The sequence below is a fragment of the Streptomyces sp. NPDC008125 genome (assembly GCF_042957125.1).
Classification (GTDB): Bacteria; Actinomycetota; Actinomycetes; order Streptomycetales; family Streptomycetaceae; genus Streptomyces.
The window spans coordinates 51,824-65,561 of the sequence record NZ_JBIBHR010000015.1 but is presented as its reverse complement, the minus strand read 5'-3'; the positions used below and the strand labels follow the sequence as shown (position 1 = coordinate 65,561).

At 70.9% G+C, this 13,738-nt stretch carries 13 protein-coding genes; 5 read left to right on the top strand and 8 right to left on the bottom strand.

Annotation, left to right across the window (positions count from 1 at the left end; translation table 11 throughout):
* The first annotated feature begins 3 nt into the window (after window positions 1-3).
* The 5 genes from zwf (at window position 4) to ACFZAX_RS24520 (ending at window position 5,536) form a co-directional block, all read left to right on the top strand.
* Window positions 4-1,536 (top strand): glucose-6-phosphate dehydrogenase, encoded by a 1,533-nt coding sequence (zwf, locus tag ACFZAX_RS24540; protein ID WP_390964180.1) that lies wholly within the window; start codon window positions 4-6, stop codon window positions 1,534-1,536.
* Complete coding sequence (gene opcA, locus ACFZAX_RS24535; RefSeq protein ID WP_390964178.1) at window positions 1,533-2,612, top strand: glucose-6-phosphate dehydrogenase assembly protein OpcA; 1,080 nt, start codon at window positions 1,533-1,535, stop codon at window positions 2,610-2,612. Before zwf ends, opcA begins: the two co-directional genes overlap by 4 nt.
* Complete coding sequence (gene pgl / locus ACFZAX_RS24530; RefSeq protein WP_390964176.1) at window positions 2,609-3,391, top strand: 6-phosphogluconolactonase; 783 nt, start codon at window positions 2,609-2,611, stop codon at window positions 3,389-3,391. Before opcA ends, pgl begins: the two co-directional genes overlap by 4 nt.
* Before the next feature lie 115 nt (window positions 3,392-3,506).
* Complete coding sequence (locus ACFZAX_RS24525; RefSeq protein ID WP_390964174.1) at window positions 3,507-4,217, top strand: peptidase inhibitor family I36 protein; 711 nt, start codon at window positions 3,507-3,509, stop codon at window positions 4,215-4,217.
* A 2-nt stretch (window positions 4,218-4,219) separates the two neighbouring features.
* On the top strand, window positions 4,220-5,536 hold the full coding sequence (locus ACFZAX_RS24520) for a phosphodiester glycosidase family protein (RefSeq protein WP_390964172.1): 1,317 nt from the start codon (window positions 4,220-4,222) through the stop codon (window positions 5,534-5,536).
* On the opposite strand, the gene ACFZAX_RS24515 is transcribed toward ACFZAX_RS24520, so the two are convergent.
* The 8 genes from ACFZAX_RS24515 to gap form a co-directional block, all read right to left on the bottom strand.
* Window positions 5,512-7,122 carry a PH domain-containing protein gene (locus tag ACFZAX_RS24515; protein ID WP_390964170.1) on the bottom strand — a complete coding sequence of 537 codons (1,611 nt, stop codon included), beginning with the start codon at window positions 7,120-7,122 and terminating at the stop codon, window positions 5,512-5,514. The two genes, ACFZAX_RS24520 and ACFZAX_RS24515, sit on opposite strands and share 25 nt — an antisense overlap.
* Window positions 7,119-7,622 carry a PH domain-containing protein gene (locus ACFZAX_RS24510; RefSeq protein ID WP_390964168.1) on the bottom strand — a complete coding sequence of 168 codons (504 nt, stop codon included), beginning with the start codon at window positions 7,620-7,622 and terminating at the stop codon, window positions 7,119-7,121. The genes ACFZAX_RS24515 and ACFZAX_RS24510 overlap by 4 nt, the downstream gene beginning before the upstream one ends.
* Window positions 7,623-7,626: 4 nt before the next feature.
* Window positions 7,627-9,279, bottom strand: coding sequence for a glucose-6-phosphate isomerase (gene pgi, locus ACFZAX_RS24505; protein WP_390964166.1), 1,653 nt, complete (start codon window positions 9,277-9,279; stop codon window positions 7,627-7,629).
* A gap of 233 nt (window positions 9,280-9,512) precedes the next feature.
* Entirely contained in the window at window positions 9,513-9,848 is a 336-nt protein-coding gene (locus tag ACFZAX_RS24500) for an RNA polymerase-binding protein RbpA (RefSeq protein ID WP_266703170.1), read from the bottom strand.
* 109 nt (window positions 9,849-9,957) lie between these two features.
* Entirely contained in the window at window positions 9,958-10,194 is a 237-nt protein-coding gene (gene secG / locus ACFZAX_RS24495) for a preprotein translocase subunit SecG (protein ID WP_266703172.1), read from the bottom strand.
* Window positions 10,195-10,347: 153 nt separating this feature from the next.
* Window positions 10,348-11,124, bottom strand: coding sequence for a triose-phosphate isomerase (gene tpiA, locus ACFZAX_RS24490; protein WP_390964163.1), 777 nt, complete (start codon window positions 11,122-11,124; stop codon window positions 10,348-10,350).
* Between the two features lie 5 nt (window positions 11,125-11,129).
* Window positions 11,130-12,341: a phosphoglycerate kinase gene (locus ACFZAX_RS24485; RefSeq protein ID WP_390964161.1), complete on the bottom strand. Its 1,212-nt coding sequence runs from the start codon at window positions 12,339-12,341 to the stop codon at window positions 11,130-11,132.
* Window positions 12,342-12,452: 111 nt separating this feature from the next.
* On the bottom strand, window positions 12,453-13,463 hold the full coding sequence (gene gap, locus ACFZAX_RS24480) for a type I glyceraldehyde-3-phosphate dehydrogenase (RefSeq protein ID WP_390964159.1): 1,011 nt from the start codon (window positions 13,461-13,463) through the stop codon (window positions 12,453-12,455).
* Between the last annotated feature and the right edge of the window lie 275 nt (window positions 13,464-13,738).

The window sequence follows — 13,738 nt, the reverse complement described above, 5'->3', positions numbered from 1 at the left end:
ACTTTGTCTGGTGTTCCCGGAGCAAACCCGCTTCGTGACCCCCAGGACCGACGGCTCCCGCGCATCGCGGGGCCGTCGGGCCTGGTCATCTTCGGTGTCACGGGCGATTTGTCCAGAAAAAAGCTCATGCCCGCCGTTTACGACCTGGCCAATCGCGGCCTGCTGCCGCCGGGCTTCTCGCTCATCGGCTTCGCGCGCCGCGACTGGGAGGACGAGGACTTCGCGCAGGTCGTCCACGACGCCGTGGCCGAGCACTCCCGCACCCCCTTCCGCGAGGAGGTCTGGCAGCAGCTGAGCCAGGGCATGCGGTTCGTGCCCGGCAACTTCGACGACGACGAGGCGTTCGAGACTCTCAAGGAGACGATCGACGAGCTCAACAAGGCGCAGGGAACCGGAGGCAACTTCGCCTTCTACCTGTCCGTGCCGCCGAAGTTCTTCCCCAAGGTCGTCGAGCAGCTCAAGAAGCACGGTCTCGCGGAGCAGACGGAGGGCGCCTGGCGCCGTGCCGTCATCGAGAAGCCCTTCGGTCACGACCTGGAGAGCGCGCAGGAGCTGAACCGGCTCGTGCACGACGTGTTCCCGCCCAACGAGGTCTTCCGTATCGACCACTACCTGGGCAAGGAGACGGTCCAGAACATCCTGGCGCTGCGGTTCGCCAACACGATGTTCGAGCCGATCTGGAACAGGTCGTACGTCGACCACGTCCAGATCACGATGGCCGAGGACATCGGCATCGGCGGCCGCGCCGGGTACTACGACGGCATCGGCGCCGCCCGCGACGTCATCCAGAACCACCTGCTGCAGCTGCTGGCGCTGACCGCGATGGAGGAGCCCGGCTCCTTCCACCCGAAGGCACTGGTCGCCGAGAAGCTCAAGGTGCTCACCGCCGTCGAGCTCCCCGAGGACCTGGGCAAGCACACGGTGCGCGGCCAGTACAGCCACGCCTGGCAGGGCGGCGAGGAAGTCCTCGGCTACCTCGAGGAGGACGGTATCGACCCCTCGTCGACGACCGACACCTTCGCGGCGATCAAGCTGACGGTCAACAACCGCCGCTGGGCGGGCGTCCCGTTCTACCTCCGTACCGGAAAGCGGCTCGGCCGCCGGGTCACGGAGATCGCGGTCGTCTTCAAGCGCGCCCCGTACCTTCCGTTCGAGTCCGGTGCCACGGAGGAGCTGGGCGGCAACGCCCTGGTCATCCGCGTCCAGCCGGACGAGGGTGTGACGGTGCGGTTCGGCTCGAAGGTACCGGGCACCTCCATGGAGGTCCGGGACGTCACGATGGACTTCGCCTACGGCGAGTCCTTCACCGAGTCCAGCCCGGAGGCGTACGAGCGGCTCATCCTCGATGTGCTGCTCGGCGACGCCAACCTCTTCCCCCGCCACCAGGAGGTCGAGCTCTCCTGGAACATCCTCGACCCGATCGAGGAGTACTGGGAAAAGAACGGCAAGCCCGCTCAGTACCCGGCCGGTACCTGGGGTCCGGCCGAGGCTGACGAGATGCTCGCACGCGACGGACGGAGCTGGCGCCGGCCATGAAGATCGATCTTACGGAAACCACGTCCAGCAAGATCAACAACGCGCTGATCTCGGCCCGCCGTGCCATCGGCACCCCGGCCATCGGCATGGTGCTCACGCTGGTCGTCGTCACGGACGAGGAGAACGCCTACGACGCCCTCAAGGCGGCGAGCGACTCCTCCCGCGAGCACCCCTCGCGGATCATCGCGGTGATCAAGCGGGTCAGCCGCTCGCCGCGCAGCCGTCGCGACGCGCGTCTCGACGCCGAGATCCGGGTCGGTTCCGACTCGGGCACCGGTGAGACGGTCGTCCTGCGGCTCCACGGCGAACTCGCCAACCACGCCCAGTCGGTGGTCCTGCCGCTGCTGCTGCCGGACGCCCCGGTCGTGGTGTGGTGGGCCGAGGACGCCCCCGCCGACCCGGCGAAGGACCCGCTCGGCGCGCTCGCCCAGCGCCGCATCACGGACGCCTACTCCGCCGAGCACCCGCTCGACGAGCTGGCCGTCCGCGCGGCGACGTACGAGCCCGGCGACACGGACCTGACGTGGACCCGCATCACGCCCTGGCGTTCGATGCTGGCCGCCGCGCTGGACCAGCAGTCCGCGGAGGTCGTCTCGGCGACCGTCGAGGGCGAGAAGGACAACCCGAGCTGCGAGCTGCTCGCGATGTGGCTCACGGACCGGCTCGACGTCCCGGTGGGCCGCACGTTCTCGCAGGGACCCGGTCTGACCGCGGTCCGGATGGAGACGAAGAACGGCCCGATCGTTCTCGACCGTGCGGACGGCTCGCTGGCCACCCTCTCGATGACCGGTCAGCCCGACCGCGGAGTGGCGCTCAAGCGGCGCGACACGGCCGAGCTGCTGGCGGAGGAGCTGCGGCGCCTCGACCCGGACAACACCTACGCCGCCACGGTGAAGGTCGGCGTCGACAGGCTGAGCGGTCCCGGTGAGGTCGCTGCGGCGGCCTCCGCCGCGCCCGCGCCGGAAGCCGCGGACGCTCCGGAAGCGGCTGCGGAGGAGGCGCCGGCGGCTGAGAAGCCGAAGGCTGCCGCCCCCGCGAAGAAGGCCGCCCCGGCCAAGAAGGCGGCGTCCAAGTGAGTGCCCCGCAACTGGTCGTGCACCGCGACAAGGAGCTGATGGCGCAGGCCACGGCGGCCCGGCTGATCACGAAGATCGTGGACGCCCAGACCGCTCGTGGATACGCCTCGGTGGTGCTGACCGGCGGGCGCAACGGCAACGGCCTGCTGGCCGCGCTCGCCGCCGCGCCCGCCCGGGACGCGATCGACTGGTCGCGGCTCGACCTGTGGTGGGGCGACGAGCGGTTCGAGCCGGACGGCGACCCGGAGCGCAACGTCACGCAGGCCCGTGAGGCCCTGCTGGACGCGGTCGCCCTGGACCCGGCACGGGTGCACCCGATGCCGGCGTCGGACGGTCCGTTCGGGAACGACGTGGACGCGGCCGCCGCGGGCTACGCCGCCGAACTCGCGGCAGCCGCACGCCCGGAGGACCACGGGCCGGTTCCGACGTTCGACGTGCTGATGCTGGGCGTCGGACCGGACACCCATGTCGCCTCGCTCTTCCCGGAGCTGCCCGCGGTACGGGAGACCGAACGCACCGTCGTCGGTGTGCACGGTGCGCCCAAGCCACCGCCCACCCGGGTCACCCTCACGCTCCCGGCCATCCGGGCGGCGCGCGAGGTGTGGCTGCTCGCGGCGGGCGAGGACAAGGCGGAGGCCGCGGCCATCGCCCTGTCCGGCGCCGGGGAGATCCAGGCCCCGGCGGCGGGCGCGTACGGTCGTGCCCGTACGCTCTGGCTGCTCGACGCGGCGGCGGCCTCCCAGCTGCCCCGCGAGCTCTACCCGTCGGCCTCTTCCTGAGAGTCCGTCACCAGCGGTGCCCACGGGCCCGGTTCCCGCTCACGCCGAGCGGGAACCGGGCCCTTCGCCGTCGCGGGCCCCTCCGGGTCCGGTGCGCCTCTGGCACGATCGCCCGGTGAAAACAACACTGATACGAGGCCTGGTCCTCGCCCTTCTGCTCGCCGGATTCGGGACGTTGGTCGCCTACCGGGCGCAACCCGCCGGGGCGGACGGCTGGCAGGAGTGTGCCACCGGGCAGTTCTGCCTGTACGACGCGGCCGACGGCGCGGGCACCGTCCGCGCCACCGGGCACACGGACGACACACAGACGTACCCCGCCGATCAGGACGACCGGGCGGTCTCCGCGTGGAACAACTCCGCCTCCTGGGCGTGCGTGTACGAGGGGGCTTCGTACGGCGGCGCGATCCAGGCGCTGCGGCCCGGCTTCCGGGGCAATCTGTCGCTCGCCGCCGTCGACCTCACCGGCAAGGTCAGTTCGCACAAGACCGCCAAGTCGAAGGCGGGTTGCTGGACCGGCTTCGAGCGCTGCCCCGACGGCACGCTGTGCCTGTTCCAGGAGCCGAGCGGCCGGGGCGTGGCGACCGTGACCACGGCGGACGACGCGGAGTACGGGAGCGCGTGGGACAACCAGGTGCGGTCGGTCTGGAACCGCACCGACCGGCACGTCTGCTTCTACCGCGCGCCCGACTGGACCAGCACGTGGACGGTGGACGGGCGGGACTACAAGGCGTACGTCGTCCTGTCCGGCAGGAGCACCACGATCCCCACCCCCTACGCGCCCACCTTCAGTTCGCACAAGTTCGTCACCGGAACCTCGGGATGCTGACCATGGACACACCTCTCCTCGCGGCACGGCCGCTCCGGCGCGGCGCGACCCTGTTCGTCGCCGGTCTCCTGGCGGCCGGACTGCTGCCCGCCTCGGCCGCCCGCGCCGACGGCCCGACCGCGACGTCGTTGATCACGAGCCCCGGCTACACCAGGTCGGTGGAGGAGGTCGGGCCGGGCCTCACCCTCATGACCTGGGCGAACCCTGACGACGACCGGCTCGTGCAGGTCCTGCGGGCGGACCCGGACGCGGCTCCCCTGACGGTCGAGAGCACGGCCGGCGTCGGCGGGGCGCTCGCCGAGCCGACCACGGGGATGCTCGCCTCGACGACCACGGTGGCCGCGCGACGACCGCACGCCGGCATCAACGGAGGCTTCTGGAACATCCAGGGGGACACGCTGGCGTTCATGGGCGTGTCCGTCCAGGAGGGCGTGGTGCAGAGCGCTTCCTGCGCGGTGCCCGACCGGGCGGAGGCGGTGCTGGTCCAGCACGGCCGGCCGTACATGTCGCAGTTCACCACCCATCTCACGGTGACCGCGCCGGGCGTGGCCGCCCAGCCGCTGGACGGCGTCAACCGGCACCCCGGGTGGATGCCCGGCTGCGCCCAGGGCTCCGGGGCGACGGCGGACCGTTCGATCGGCGGCGGCATCTTCACCGACGCCTCCGAGATCGTGGAGTTCACCCCGCAGTACGGGGCGCCGACCCCGGCGCCGGACTCGGACGCCAGGTACACCGAGGACGACGATCCCGGCGCGGAGGCGGTCGTCGGTCCCGGCGGCACGGTCGTCGGCCTCAACCCCTCCGGGCGGGGCGGCACGTCCGTCCCGGCCGGCGGCCGGGTGCTCCAGGGCACGGGGACGGGAGCCGACTGGCTGCGCGCCCACGCCGTGCCGGGGACGGTGCTGACCGTCCGGGAGAGCCTGCGGGACGAGCGCTTCGGCGACGACGTCCCGCTCGACGCCTCCGTGGACGTGGTGAACGGGCACTACCCGCTCGTGCGGGACGCCCAGCACGCGTACACCGGGGCCAACGTCGACGTGGCGCCGCGCACGGCGATGGCGGTCGACGGCCCGGGCCGGACCCTGTTCGTCGCGGTGACGGGCAAGGCGGGCCGCAACGGCGTCACCCTCGACGGCCTCGCCTCGATCCTGCTGGATCTGGGAGCCGTGGACGCCCTCAATCTCGACGGCGGCGGGTCGACCACCCTGGTCGTGGAGCAGACGGTCCGCAACCGGCCGTCCGACGCGGCCGGCGAGCGTGCCGTGGCCGACAGCGTGTACATCGGCCACGGGGGTTACGGCCTGTACGCCACGTCCTGAGAAGTGCGGCGCCCCTCCTGGTCCCGGGAGGGCGCCCGCCGCGAAGGCGTCGCGTCCCACTCGAGGAACGGCGCCAGCAGGCCCGGTACGGCCTCGGCGGCGAAGGCGAGCCCCTCGCCCGCCCCGGTGTCGTACACCGCGTAGGCGCCCGTTCCGGCGGCCGTGGTGGCCGTGATGTCCAGCAGCCCCGCCCGCCGCTGGAAGTACGACTGCCGCACCGTCCAGCCGATCACCCCGGACCGCTCCAGGGCCGCCGTCGAGCGCCGTACGGTGCCGGAGCGGGTGACCAGGTGGCGGCCGGTCAGGGTGTGGCCGAGGTTCCGGTACGCGTCCAGGGCGAGCGTCACCGCGAGCGGTACGCCCACGGCCGCGCAGCCCAGCGCGGTCCAGAGCAGGACGGGCGTCAGCAGGACCCCGAGCACGGACAGGAGCACCACCGGGGCCAGCGCCGTCGCGAGGGCGCGCCGCAGCCGGCGGCCCCGGGCGGCGCGCGGGTGGCCGGCCAGGGGCGCGCCGGTGGGGGCGGACTCCTCGCGGAGCACGGCCGCCACGATCCGGTCCGCCACCGGCCGGGGCACGGCGGGCAGCAGAGTGCTGTGGCTGGCCTCCTTCGCCTCCTCGTCGTGCGCGAGGCCGGTGGTGATCGCGTCCACCCGGGCGGCGCCGAACAGCCGTACGCCCAGGGGTTCCACCAGTTCGGCGCCGCGCAGCCGGGCCTCCTCGACCGTGGTGGAGCGGGAGGTCAGCAGCCCGCGGCGGACTCTGAGGGTGCCGCCGGGTTCGCGCTCCAGGCGGTAGTTCCACCACATCTCGGTCCAGAGTCCGAGGGCTCCGGCCGCCCCGGTGAGGAGCGCCGCGGCGAAGAGGACGACGAGCGTCCAGAACAGCGGGAGGGCGCGGAAGAGTTCGACGGTCCAGTGGATGACGTCGCCCTGCGCGCCGGCCCACTCGCTGAGCTGCATCACCCCGCCGGCCGCCGCGCCGCCGAGCATCGGGGCGACGAAGGAGACCGGGGCGTAGCGGATCCAGCGGGGGTCGAGGACGGCCAGTTCGCCGTCGCGTTCCCCGCTCGCGCCGTCCACCGCCGCGCCGCGCGCCAGCAGCAGCCGTCGCAGCCGTTCGCCCTCGGTGCGGGTGACGGGGTCGAGCTCCAGGGTCGATTCGCCGTCCCGGTGCTCGCCGGTGCCGATCCGTACGGTGACCAGGCCGAGGACCCGCAGCAGGGGGCGTGCGGTGAGGTCGACGGTACGGACGCGGTCGAGGGCGAGCGAGCGACGCCGCACGAGGAGGAGCCCGGAGTGGAGGTCGACGTGTCCGGGGCCGATCCGGTAGCGGGTGCGGCGCCAGCGGACGTGGTCCACGAGAGCCGCGCAGCCGGTCAGCAGCACGGCCCCGGCGGCGGTCCAGAGTCCGGCCCGGGCGGCGCCGAAGTGGCCGAGGAACCCCATGGCCAGCGGGACGGCGGTGCCCATCACCACTCCGGCCGTCAGGACCGCGGTGACCAGGGCGGTACGGGGGTCGAGGCGGCGCCAGCCGTCGTCGGAGGTGTCCGGGGAGGGGGCCCGCGGCAGGGGCGGGGCCGTCATGTGGCGTCGCCGGGGGTGTCCCGGGTGATGCGGGTCAGCCGTTCGGCGAGCGCGGCGGCGGGTTCGTGGCCGAGCCCCGCGATCCGTACCGCCCCCTTGGCGGAGGCGGTGGTGACGGTGAGCGTGGCGAGGCCGAAGAGCTGCTCCAGTGGGCCGCGGACCGTGTCGACGGTCTGGATGCGCGACATGGGCGCGATCCGCCACTCCTGGAGGAAGAGGCCGGTGCGGACGTAGACGGCGTCCTCGGTGACCTCCCAGCGGTGGGTACGGAACCACCACCGGGGCAGCCACGCGGCACAGGACGCACCGAGCCCGGCGGTGGCCGCCGCGGAGAGCAGCAGCCACGGCCGGGCCGGGACGATGAGGGCGGCGAGGACGCAGAGCACGGCCAGTGGCGCCGCCGTGAGCAGCAGCCACTGGGCGCGCCACCAGCCGACGGCGCGCCGGTCGAGCGAGTGCGCCGGAGGCCTCAGGCGCGGCGTCCCCTCACCCTGGGCCACCGGTTCAGCGACCGCGCAGCGACCGGTAGGTGGCGACGAGGGAGGCCGTGGAGCTGTCCAGCTGCTCGCCGCCGGTGCCCTCGGTGAGGACCGGCTCGATCTTCTTCGCGAGGACCTTGCCGAGCTCGACGCCCCACTGGTCGAAGGAGTCGATGTTCCAGATCGCACCCTGGACGAACACCTTGTGCTCGTACAGCGCGATGAGCTGGCCGAGGACCGAGGGGGTGAGCTTCTCGGCGAGGATCGTCGTGGTGGGGTGGTTGCCCTGGAACGTCTTGTGCGGGACCAGTTCCTCGGGCACGCCCTCGGCGCGGACCTCTTCGGGCGTCTTGCCGAAGGCGAGCGCCTGGGTCTGCGCGAAGAAGTTGGCCATCAGCAGGTCGTGCTGGGCGATGAGTCCGGGCAGCAGGTCGGCGACCGGGGCGGCGAAGCCGATGAAGTCGGCCGGGATGACCTTGGTGCCCTGGTGGATCAACTGGTAGTACGCGTGCTGGCCGTTGGTGCCCGGGGTGCCCCAGACGACCGGGCCGGTCTGCCACTCGACCGGATTGCCGTCCCGGTCCACGGACTTGCCGTTGGACTCCATGTCCAGCTGCTGCAAGTAGGCGGTGAACTTGGAGAGATAGTGGCTGTAGGGCAGCACCGCGTGCGCCTGGGCGTCGAAGAACTGGCCGTACCAGACACCCAACAGGCCCAGCAGCAGCGGGGCGTTCTCCTCCGCCGGGGCGGTGCGGAAGTGCTCGTCCACGAGGTGGAAGCCGTCGAGCATCTCGCGGAACCGGTCCGGGCCGACGGCGATCATCAGCGAGAGGCCGATGGCCGAGTCGTAGGAGTAGCGTCCGCCGACCCAGTCCCAGAACTCGAACATGTTGGCCGTGTCGATGCCGAAGTCCGACACCTTCTCGGCGTTGGTCGACAGCGCGACGAAGTGCTTGGCCACGGCGTCCTGACCGGCCTTCAGCTCGGTGAGGAGCCAGTCGCGGGCGGAGGTCGCGTTGGTGATCGTCTCGATGGTGGTGAACGTCTTCGAGGCGATGATGAAGAGCGTTTCGGCCGCGTCCAGGTCGCGGACGGCCTCGTGGAGGTCCGCGCCGTCGACGTTGGAGACGAAGCGGAGGGTGAGGGAGCGGTCCGTGAAGGAGCGCAGCACCTCGTACGCCATGGCGGGGCCGAGGTCGGAGCCGCCGATGCCGATGTTGACGATGTTCTTGATGGGGCGGCCGGTGTGGCCGGTCCACTCGCCCGACCGGACCCGGTCGGCGAAGGCCGCCATCTTGTCCAGGACCGCGTGCACGGCCGGCACGACGTTCTCGCCGTCGACCTCGATCACCGCGTCGCGCGGGGCGCGGAGCGCGGTGTGCAGGACGGCGCGGTCCTCGGTGGTGTTGATCTTGTCGCCGCGGAACATGGCGTCCCGCAGCTCGGCGACTCCGGTGGCGGCGGCGAGGTCGCGCAGCAGACGCAGGGTCTCGTCGGTCACCAGCTGCTTGGAGTAGTCGATGTGCAGGTCGCCCACCCGGAGGGTGTAGGCGGCGCCGCGGTCCGCGTTCTCGGCGAACAACTCCCGCAAGTGGGTCCCGCCCAGCTCCTCGCGGTGCTTGCCGAGGGCCGCCCACTCGGGCGTCTGGTTGAGCTTGGTTCGGCTTTGTGCGTTCATCCCGGGTATCAGCCCATTCTTCTCGTACCTGCTCCCCGCTGCACCCCCCAACCTAATTGATCCTGGTCGCGGGTGCCGCGCGGGCATGGCCCGGTGCGGGACATCGTGCGTCCGCAGGCTACGAAAGCGTTCCGGCCGGCACCCGGGGGGTGGCCGGCCGGTGAACGGGGCGGTACGAAGAAGCGCGGCTCCCGCCGGGAAGACGTCGGGGGCGGGAGCCGGGCGGGGTGTTCTCAGATCTCGCCGCGGAGCTTGGCGAGCGCCTCGGCGAGAATGGCCTCGCCGTCCGCGTCACTGCGCCGCTCGCGTACGTACGCGAGGTGCGTCTTGTACGGTTCCGTGCGCGGCGGGTCGGGCGGACTGTCCTTGTCCTGGCCCGCCGGGAAGCCGCATCGGGGGCAGTCCCAGGTCTCCGGTACCTGCGCGTCATGGGCGAAGCTCGGCTGCGTCTCGTGCCCGTTCGAGCACCAGAAGGAGATGCGGAGGCGCGGTGCGGACTCGCCCCGCTCGGCCTCCCCCATCGGCCCCGCTCCGACCCGGCTTCCCCGGATCGCGTTGCCACTTGCCACGGTCGTAACTCCCTGCGTGATGCTGCTCGAAGATGCCCCAGTCTACGTAAGGCCCAACGCGCGTCCAGTGATTGGAGTTACACGGTCACCGGCAATCGCGGACGATGCGTCAGCTGTCCAGCTTGATGAGCAGGCCGAGTGCCACAATGCTCGCGAACCAGCACAGGCCGACGACCACGGTGATGCGGTCGAGGTTGCGCTCGGCCACCGAGGAACCGCCGACCGAGGACTGCATACCGCCACCGAACATGTCGGAGAGGCCGCCGCCCTTGCCCTTGTGCATCAGCACCAGCAGCATCAGCAGCAGGCTGAAGACGATCAGGGCGATCTCGAACGCCAAAATCACGGCTGGTCCCTACTTTCCGGAAATTCCTGGACTGCTTCTGAGAAAAATGCTTCTGAAAACTACTTCTACGCAATGTGTGAAGCACAACGGGGGCCGAGGGTGGAACCCACCCCGGCCCCCGCAAGGGTACGACGGATCGGCGCTAGCGCATACTCACTGGTCGCGGAAGCGGACGATCTTGACGAACTCGTCGGCGTCCAGCGCGGCACCGCCGACAAGGGCGCCGTCGACGTCGGGCTGCGCCATGATCGCGGCGACGTTGCCGGACTTCACGGAGCCGCCGTACTGGATACGGACGGCGTCGGCCAGCTCCTGCGAGTACAGCTCGGCGAGCCGGCGGCGGATGGCTCCGCACACCTCCTGGGCGTCCTCGGGGGTGGCGACCTCGCCGGTCCCGATGGCCCAGACCGGCTCGTACGCGATCACGATCGACTCGGCCTGCTCGGCCGGGACGCCCTCGAGGGCGCCGTCGAGCTGCGCGAGGGTGTAGGAGACCTGGTCACCGGCCTTGCGGATGTCCAGGCCCTCGCCGACGCAGAGGATCGGGGTCAGCCCGTGCTTGAAGGCGGCCTTCACCTTGGCGTTGCAGATCTCGTCGTTCTCGCCGTGGTACTGGCGGCGCTCGCTGTGGCCGACGGCCACGTACGCGCACTTCAGCTTGGCGAGCATGGAGCCGGAGATCTCGCCGGTGTACGCACCGGAGTCCTGCGCCGAGATGTCCTGGGCGCCGTACTTGATCTTCAGCTTGTCGCCGTCCACCAGGGTCTGCACGGAGCGCAGGTCGGTGAAGGGCGGCAGGACGGCGACCTCGACCGCGTCGTAGTCCTTGTCGGCCAGCGCGAAGGCGAGCTTCTGGACGTGGGCGATGGCCTCGAGGTGGTTGAGGTTCATCTTCCAGTTGCCCGCCATCAGCGGGGTACGGGTGCTCATCTGGCTCAGTTCTCCAATGCGGCGAGGCCGGGGAGCGACTTGCCCTCGAGGTATTCGAGGCTGGCGCCGCCGCCGGTCGAGATGTGGCCGAAGGCGTTCTCGTCGAAGCCCAGGATGCGGACGGCGGCGGCGGAGTCGCCACCCCCGACGACACTGAAGGCCGGGGAGTCGACGAGCGCCTGGGCGACCGCGCGGGTGCCCTCGGCGTAGTCGGGGTGCTCGAAGACACCCATCGGGCCGTTCCAGAAGACGGTGGCCGCGTCGGCGAGCTTCGCCGCGTACAGCTTCCGCGTCTCGGGGCCGATGTCCAGGCCCTCCTGGTCCGCCGGGATGGCGTCGGAGGCGACGACGGTGGGGTTGGCCGGGGCCTTCGTCTTGAGGTCCGGGAACTCGGAGGAGACGAGGACGTCGACGGGGAGCACGAACTCCACGCCGCGCGCGTCGGCGCGCTTGAGGTACTCCTGCACGGTGGGGACCTGGTCCTCCTGGAGCAGCGAGATGCCGACCTCGTGGCCCTGGGCCTTGAGGAAGGTGTACGCCATGCCGCCGCCGATCAGGATGCGGTCGGCCTTCTCCAGCAGGTGGTCGATGACGCCGAGCTTGTCGGAGACCTTGGCGCCGCCGAGGACCACGGCGTAGGGGCGCTTGACGTCGCTGGTGAGCTTCTTCAGGACGCCGACCTCGGTGGCGATGAGGTAGCCGGCGACGTGCGGCAGCCGGGCCGGGAGGTCGAAGACCGAGGCGTGCTTGCGGTGCACCGCGCCGAAGCCGTCGCCCACGTACACGTCGGCGAGGGCGGCGAGCTGGTCGGCGAAGGCGCCGCGCTCGGCGTCGTCCTTGGACGTCTCACCGGCGTTGAAGCGGAGGTTCTCGATGACGGCGACCTGGCCGTCGGTGAGGGCGGCGACCGTGGCCGTGGCGGACTCGCCCACGGTGTCGGTGGCGAACGCGACCTCGGTGCCGAGCAGTTCACCGAGCCGGGCGGCGGCGGGAGCCAGCGAGAACGCCGGGTCCGGGGCGCCCTTCGGGCGGCCGAGGTGCGAGGCGACGATGACCCGCGCGCCGGCCTCGGCGAGCTTGGCGACGGTCGGCTGGACGGCGCGGATGCGGCCGTCGTCGGTGATGGTGGTGCCGTCGAGCGGCACGTTGAGGTCGGCGCGGACGAATACCCGCTTGCCGGCGACCCCTTCGGCGAGAAGTTCGTCGATCGTCTTCATCTGTTCCAGGACTCCTTGGAAAGGACGGATGAGCACGCGAGAAGGCCCGGACGGCGCTGCGTCGCGCCGTCCGAGCCCCTCACTACATCGAGATGCCTGCCGATCCGAGGATCAGAGCTGGCCGCCGACGAAGACGGTCAGGTCGACGAGGCGGTTGGAGTAGCCCCACTCGTTGTCGTACCAGCCGAGGATCTTCACCGTCTTGCCTTCCTGAACCATCGTCAGGGAGGAGTCGAAGGTGCAGGACGCCGGGTCGCTGACGATGTCCGAGGAGACGATCGGGTCCTCGGTGTAGGTGAGGTAGCCCTTCAGGTCGCCGTCGTCGGCGGCCTTCTTGAACGCGGCGTTGACCTCGTCCTTGGTGACCTCACGCTTGAGCTCGACGACCAGGTCGGTGGCGGAACCGGTCGGGACCGGGACGCGCATCGCGATGCCGTCGAGCTTGCCCTTGAGCTGGGGCAGAACCAGGGCGGTGGCCTTGGCGGCACCCGTCGTGGTCGGGATGATGTTCTCGGCGGCGGCGCGGGCGCGGCGCAGGTCCGAGTGCGGGAAGTCCAGGATGCGCTGGTCGTTCGTGTACGCGTGGACCGTCGTCATCAGGCCCTTGACGATGCCGAAGTTCTCGTCGAGAACCTTGGCCATCGGCGCCACACAGTTGGTGGTGCAGGAGGCGTTGGAGATGACGTGGTGGTTGGCGGCGTCGTACTTGTCCTGGTTGACGCCCATCACGATGGTGATGTCCTCGTCCTTGGCCGGAGCCGAGATGAGGACCTTCTTGGCGCCACCGGCGATGTGCTTCTCGGCGTCGGCCTTCTTGGTGAAGATGCCGGTCGACTCGATGACGATGTCGACGCCCAGCTCACCCCAGGGGATGTCGGCCGGGTTGCGCTCGGAGAGCACCTTGATGGTGTGACCGTCGACGGTGATGGTGTCGGCGGTGTGGCTGACCTCGGCCTTGAGACGACCCAGAATGGTGTCGTACTTCAGCAGGTGAGCCGTGGTCGCAGTGTCACCCAGGTCGTTGACAGCCACGATCTCGATGTCCGCACCCTGCTCCAGCAGCGCGCGGAAGTAGTTACGACCGATGCGGCCAAAGCCGTTGATGCCTACGCGGATCGTCACGAACCGATCTCCTCGTTAGGTACGCCGGGTTTCGACGCCGGCGAGTTGTATGGGATGTCCCCGACCGCCTCCGACCCTACCTCTCATGTGGCCCGCAGGTGACATCGAGAGCCCTCGTACGCGCCCCGATGAGCCCTACCGACCAGTAGGAAACGGGGGCTCCGCCTCACCGGGGGTCCCCCGGTGGGCCTTCGGGCCGCAAACCGGATTCTGTCCGGCGTCGAAGGAAATGTGCCCAACGCCCGTGCACACACGGACGATCAGGGCATGACGGG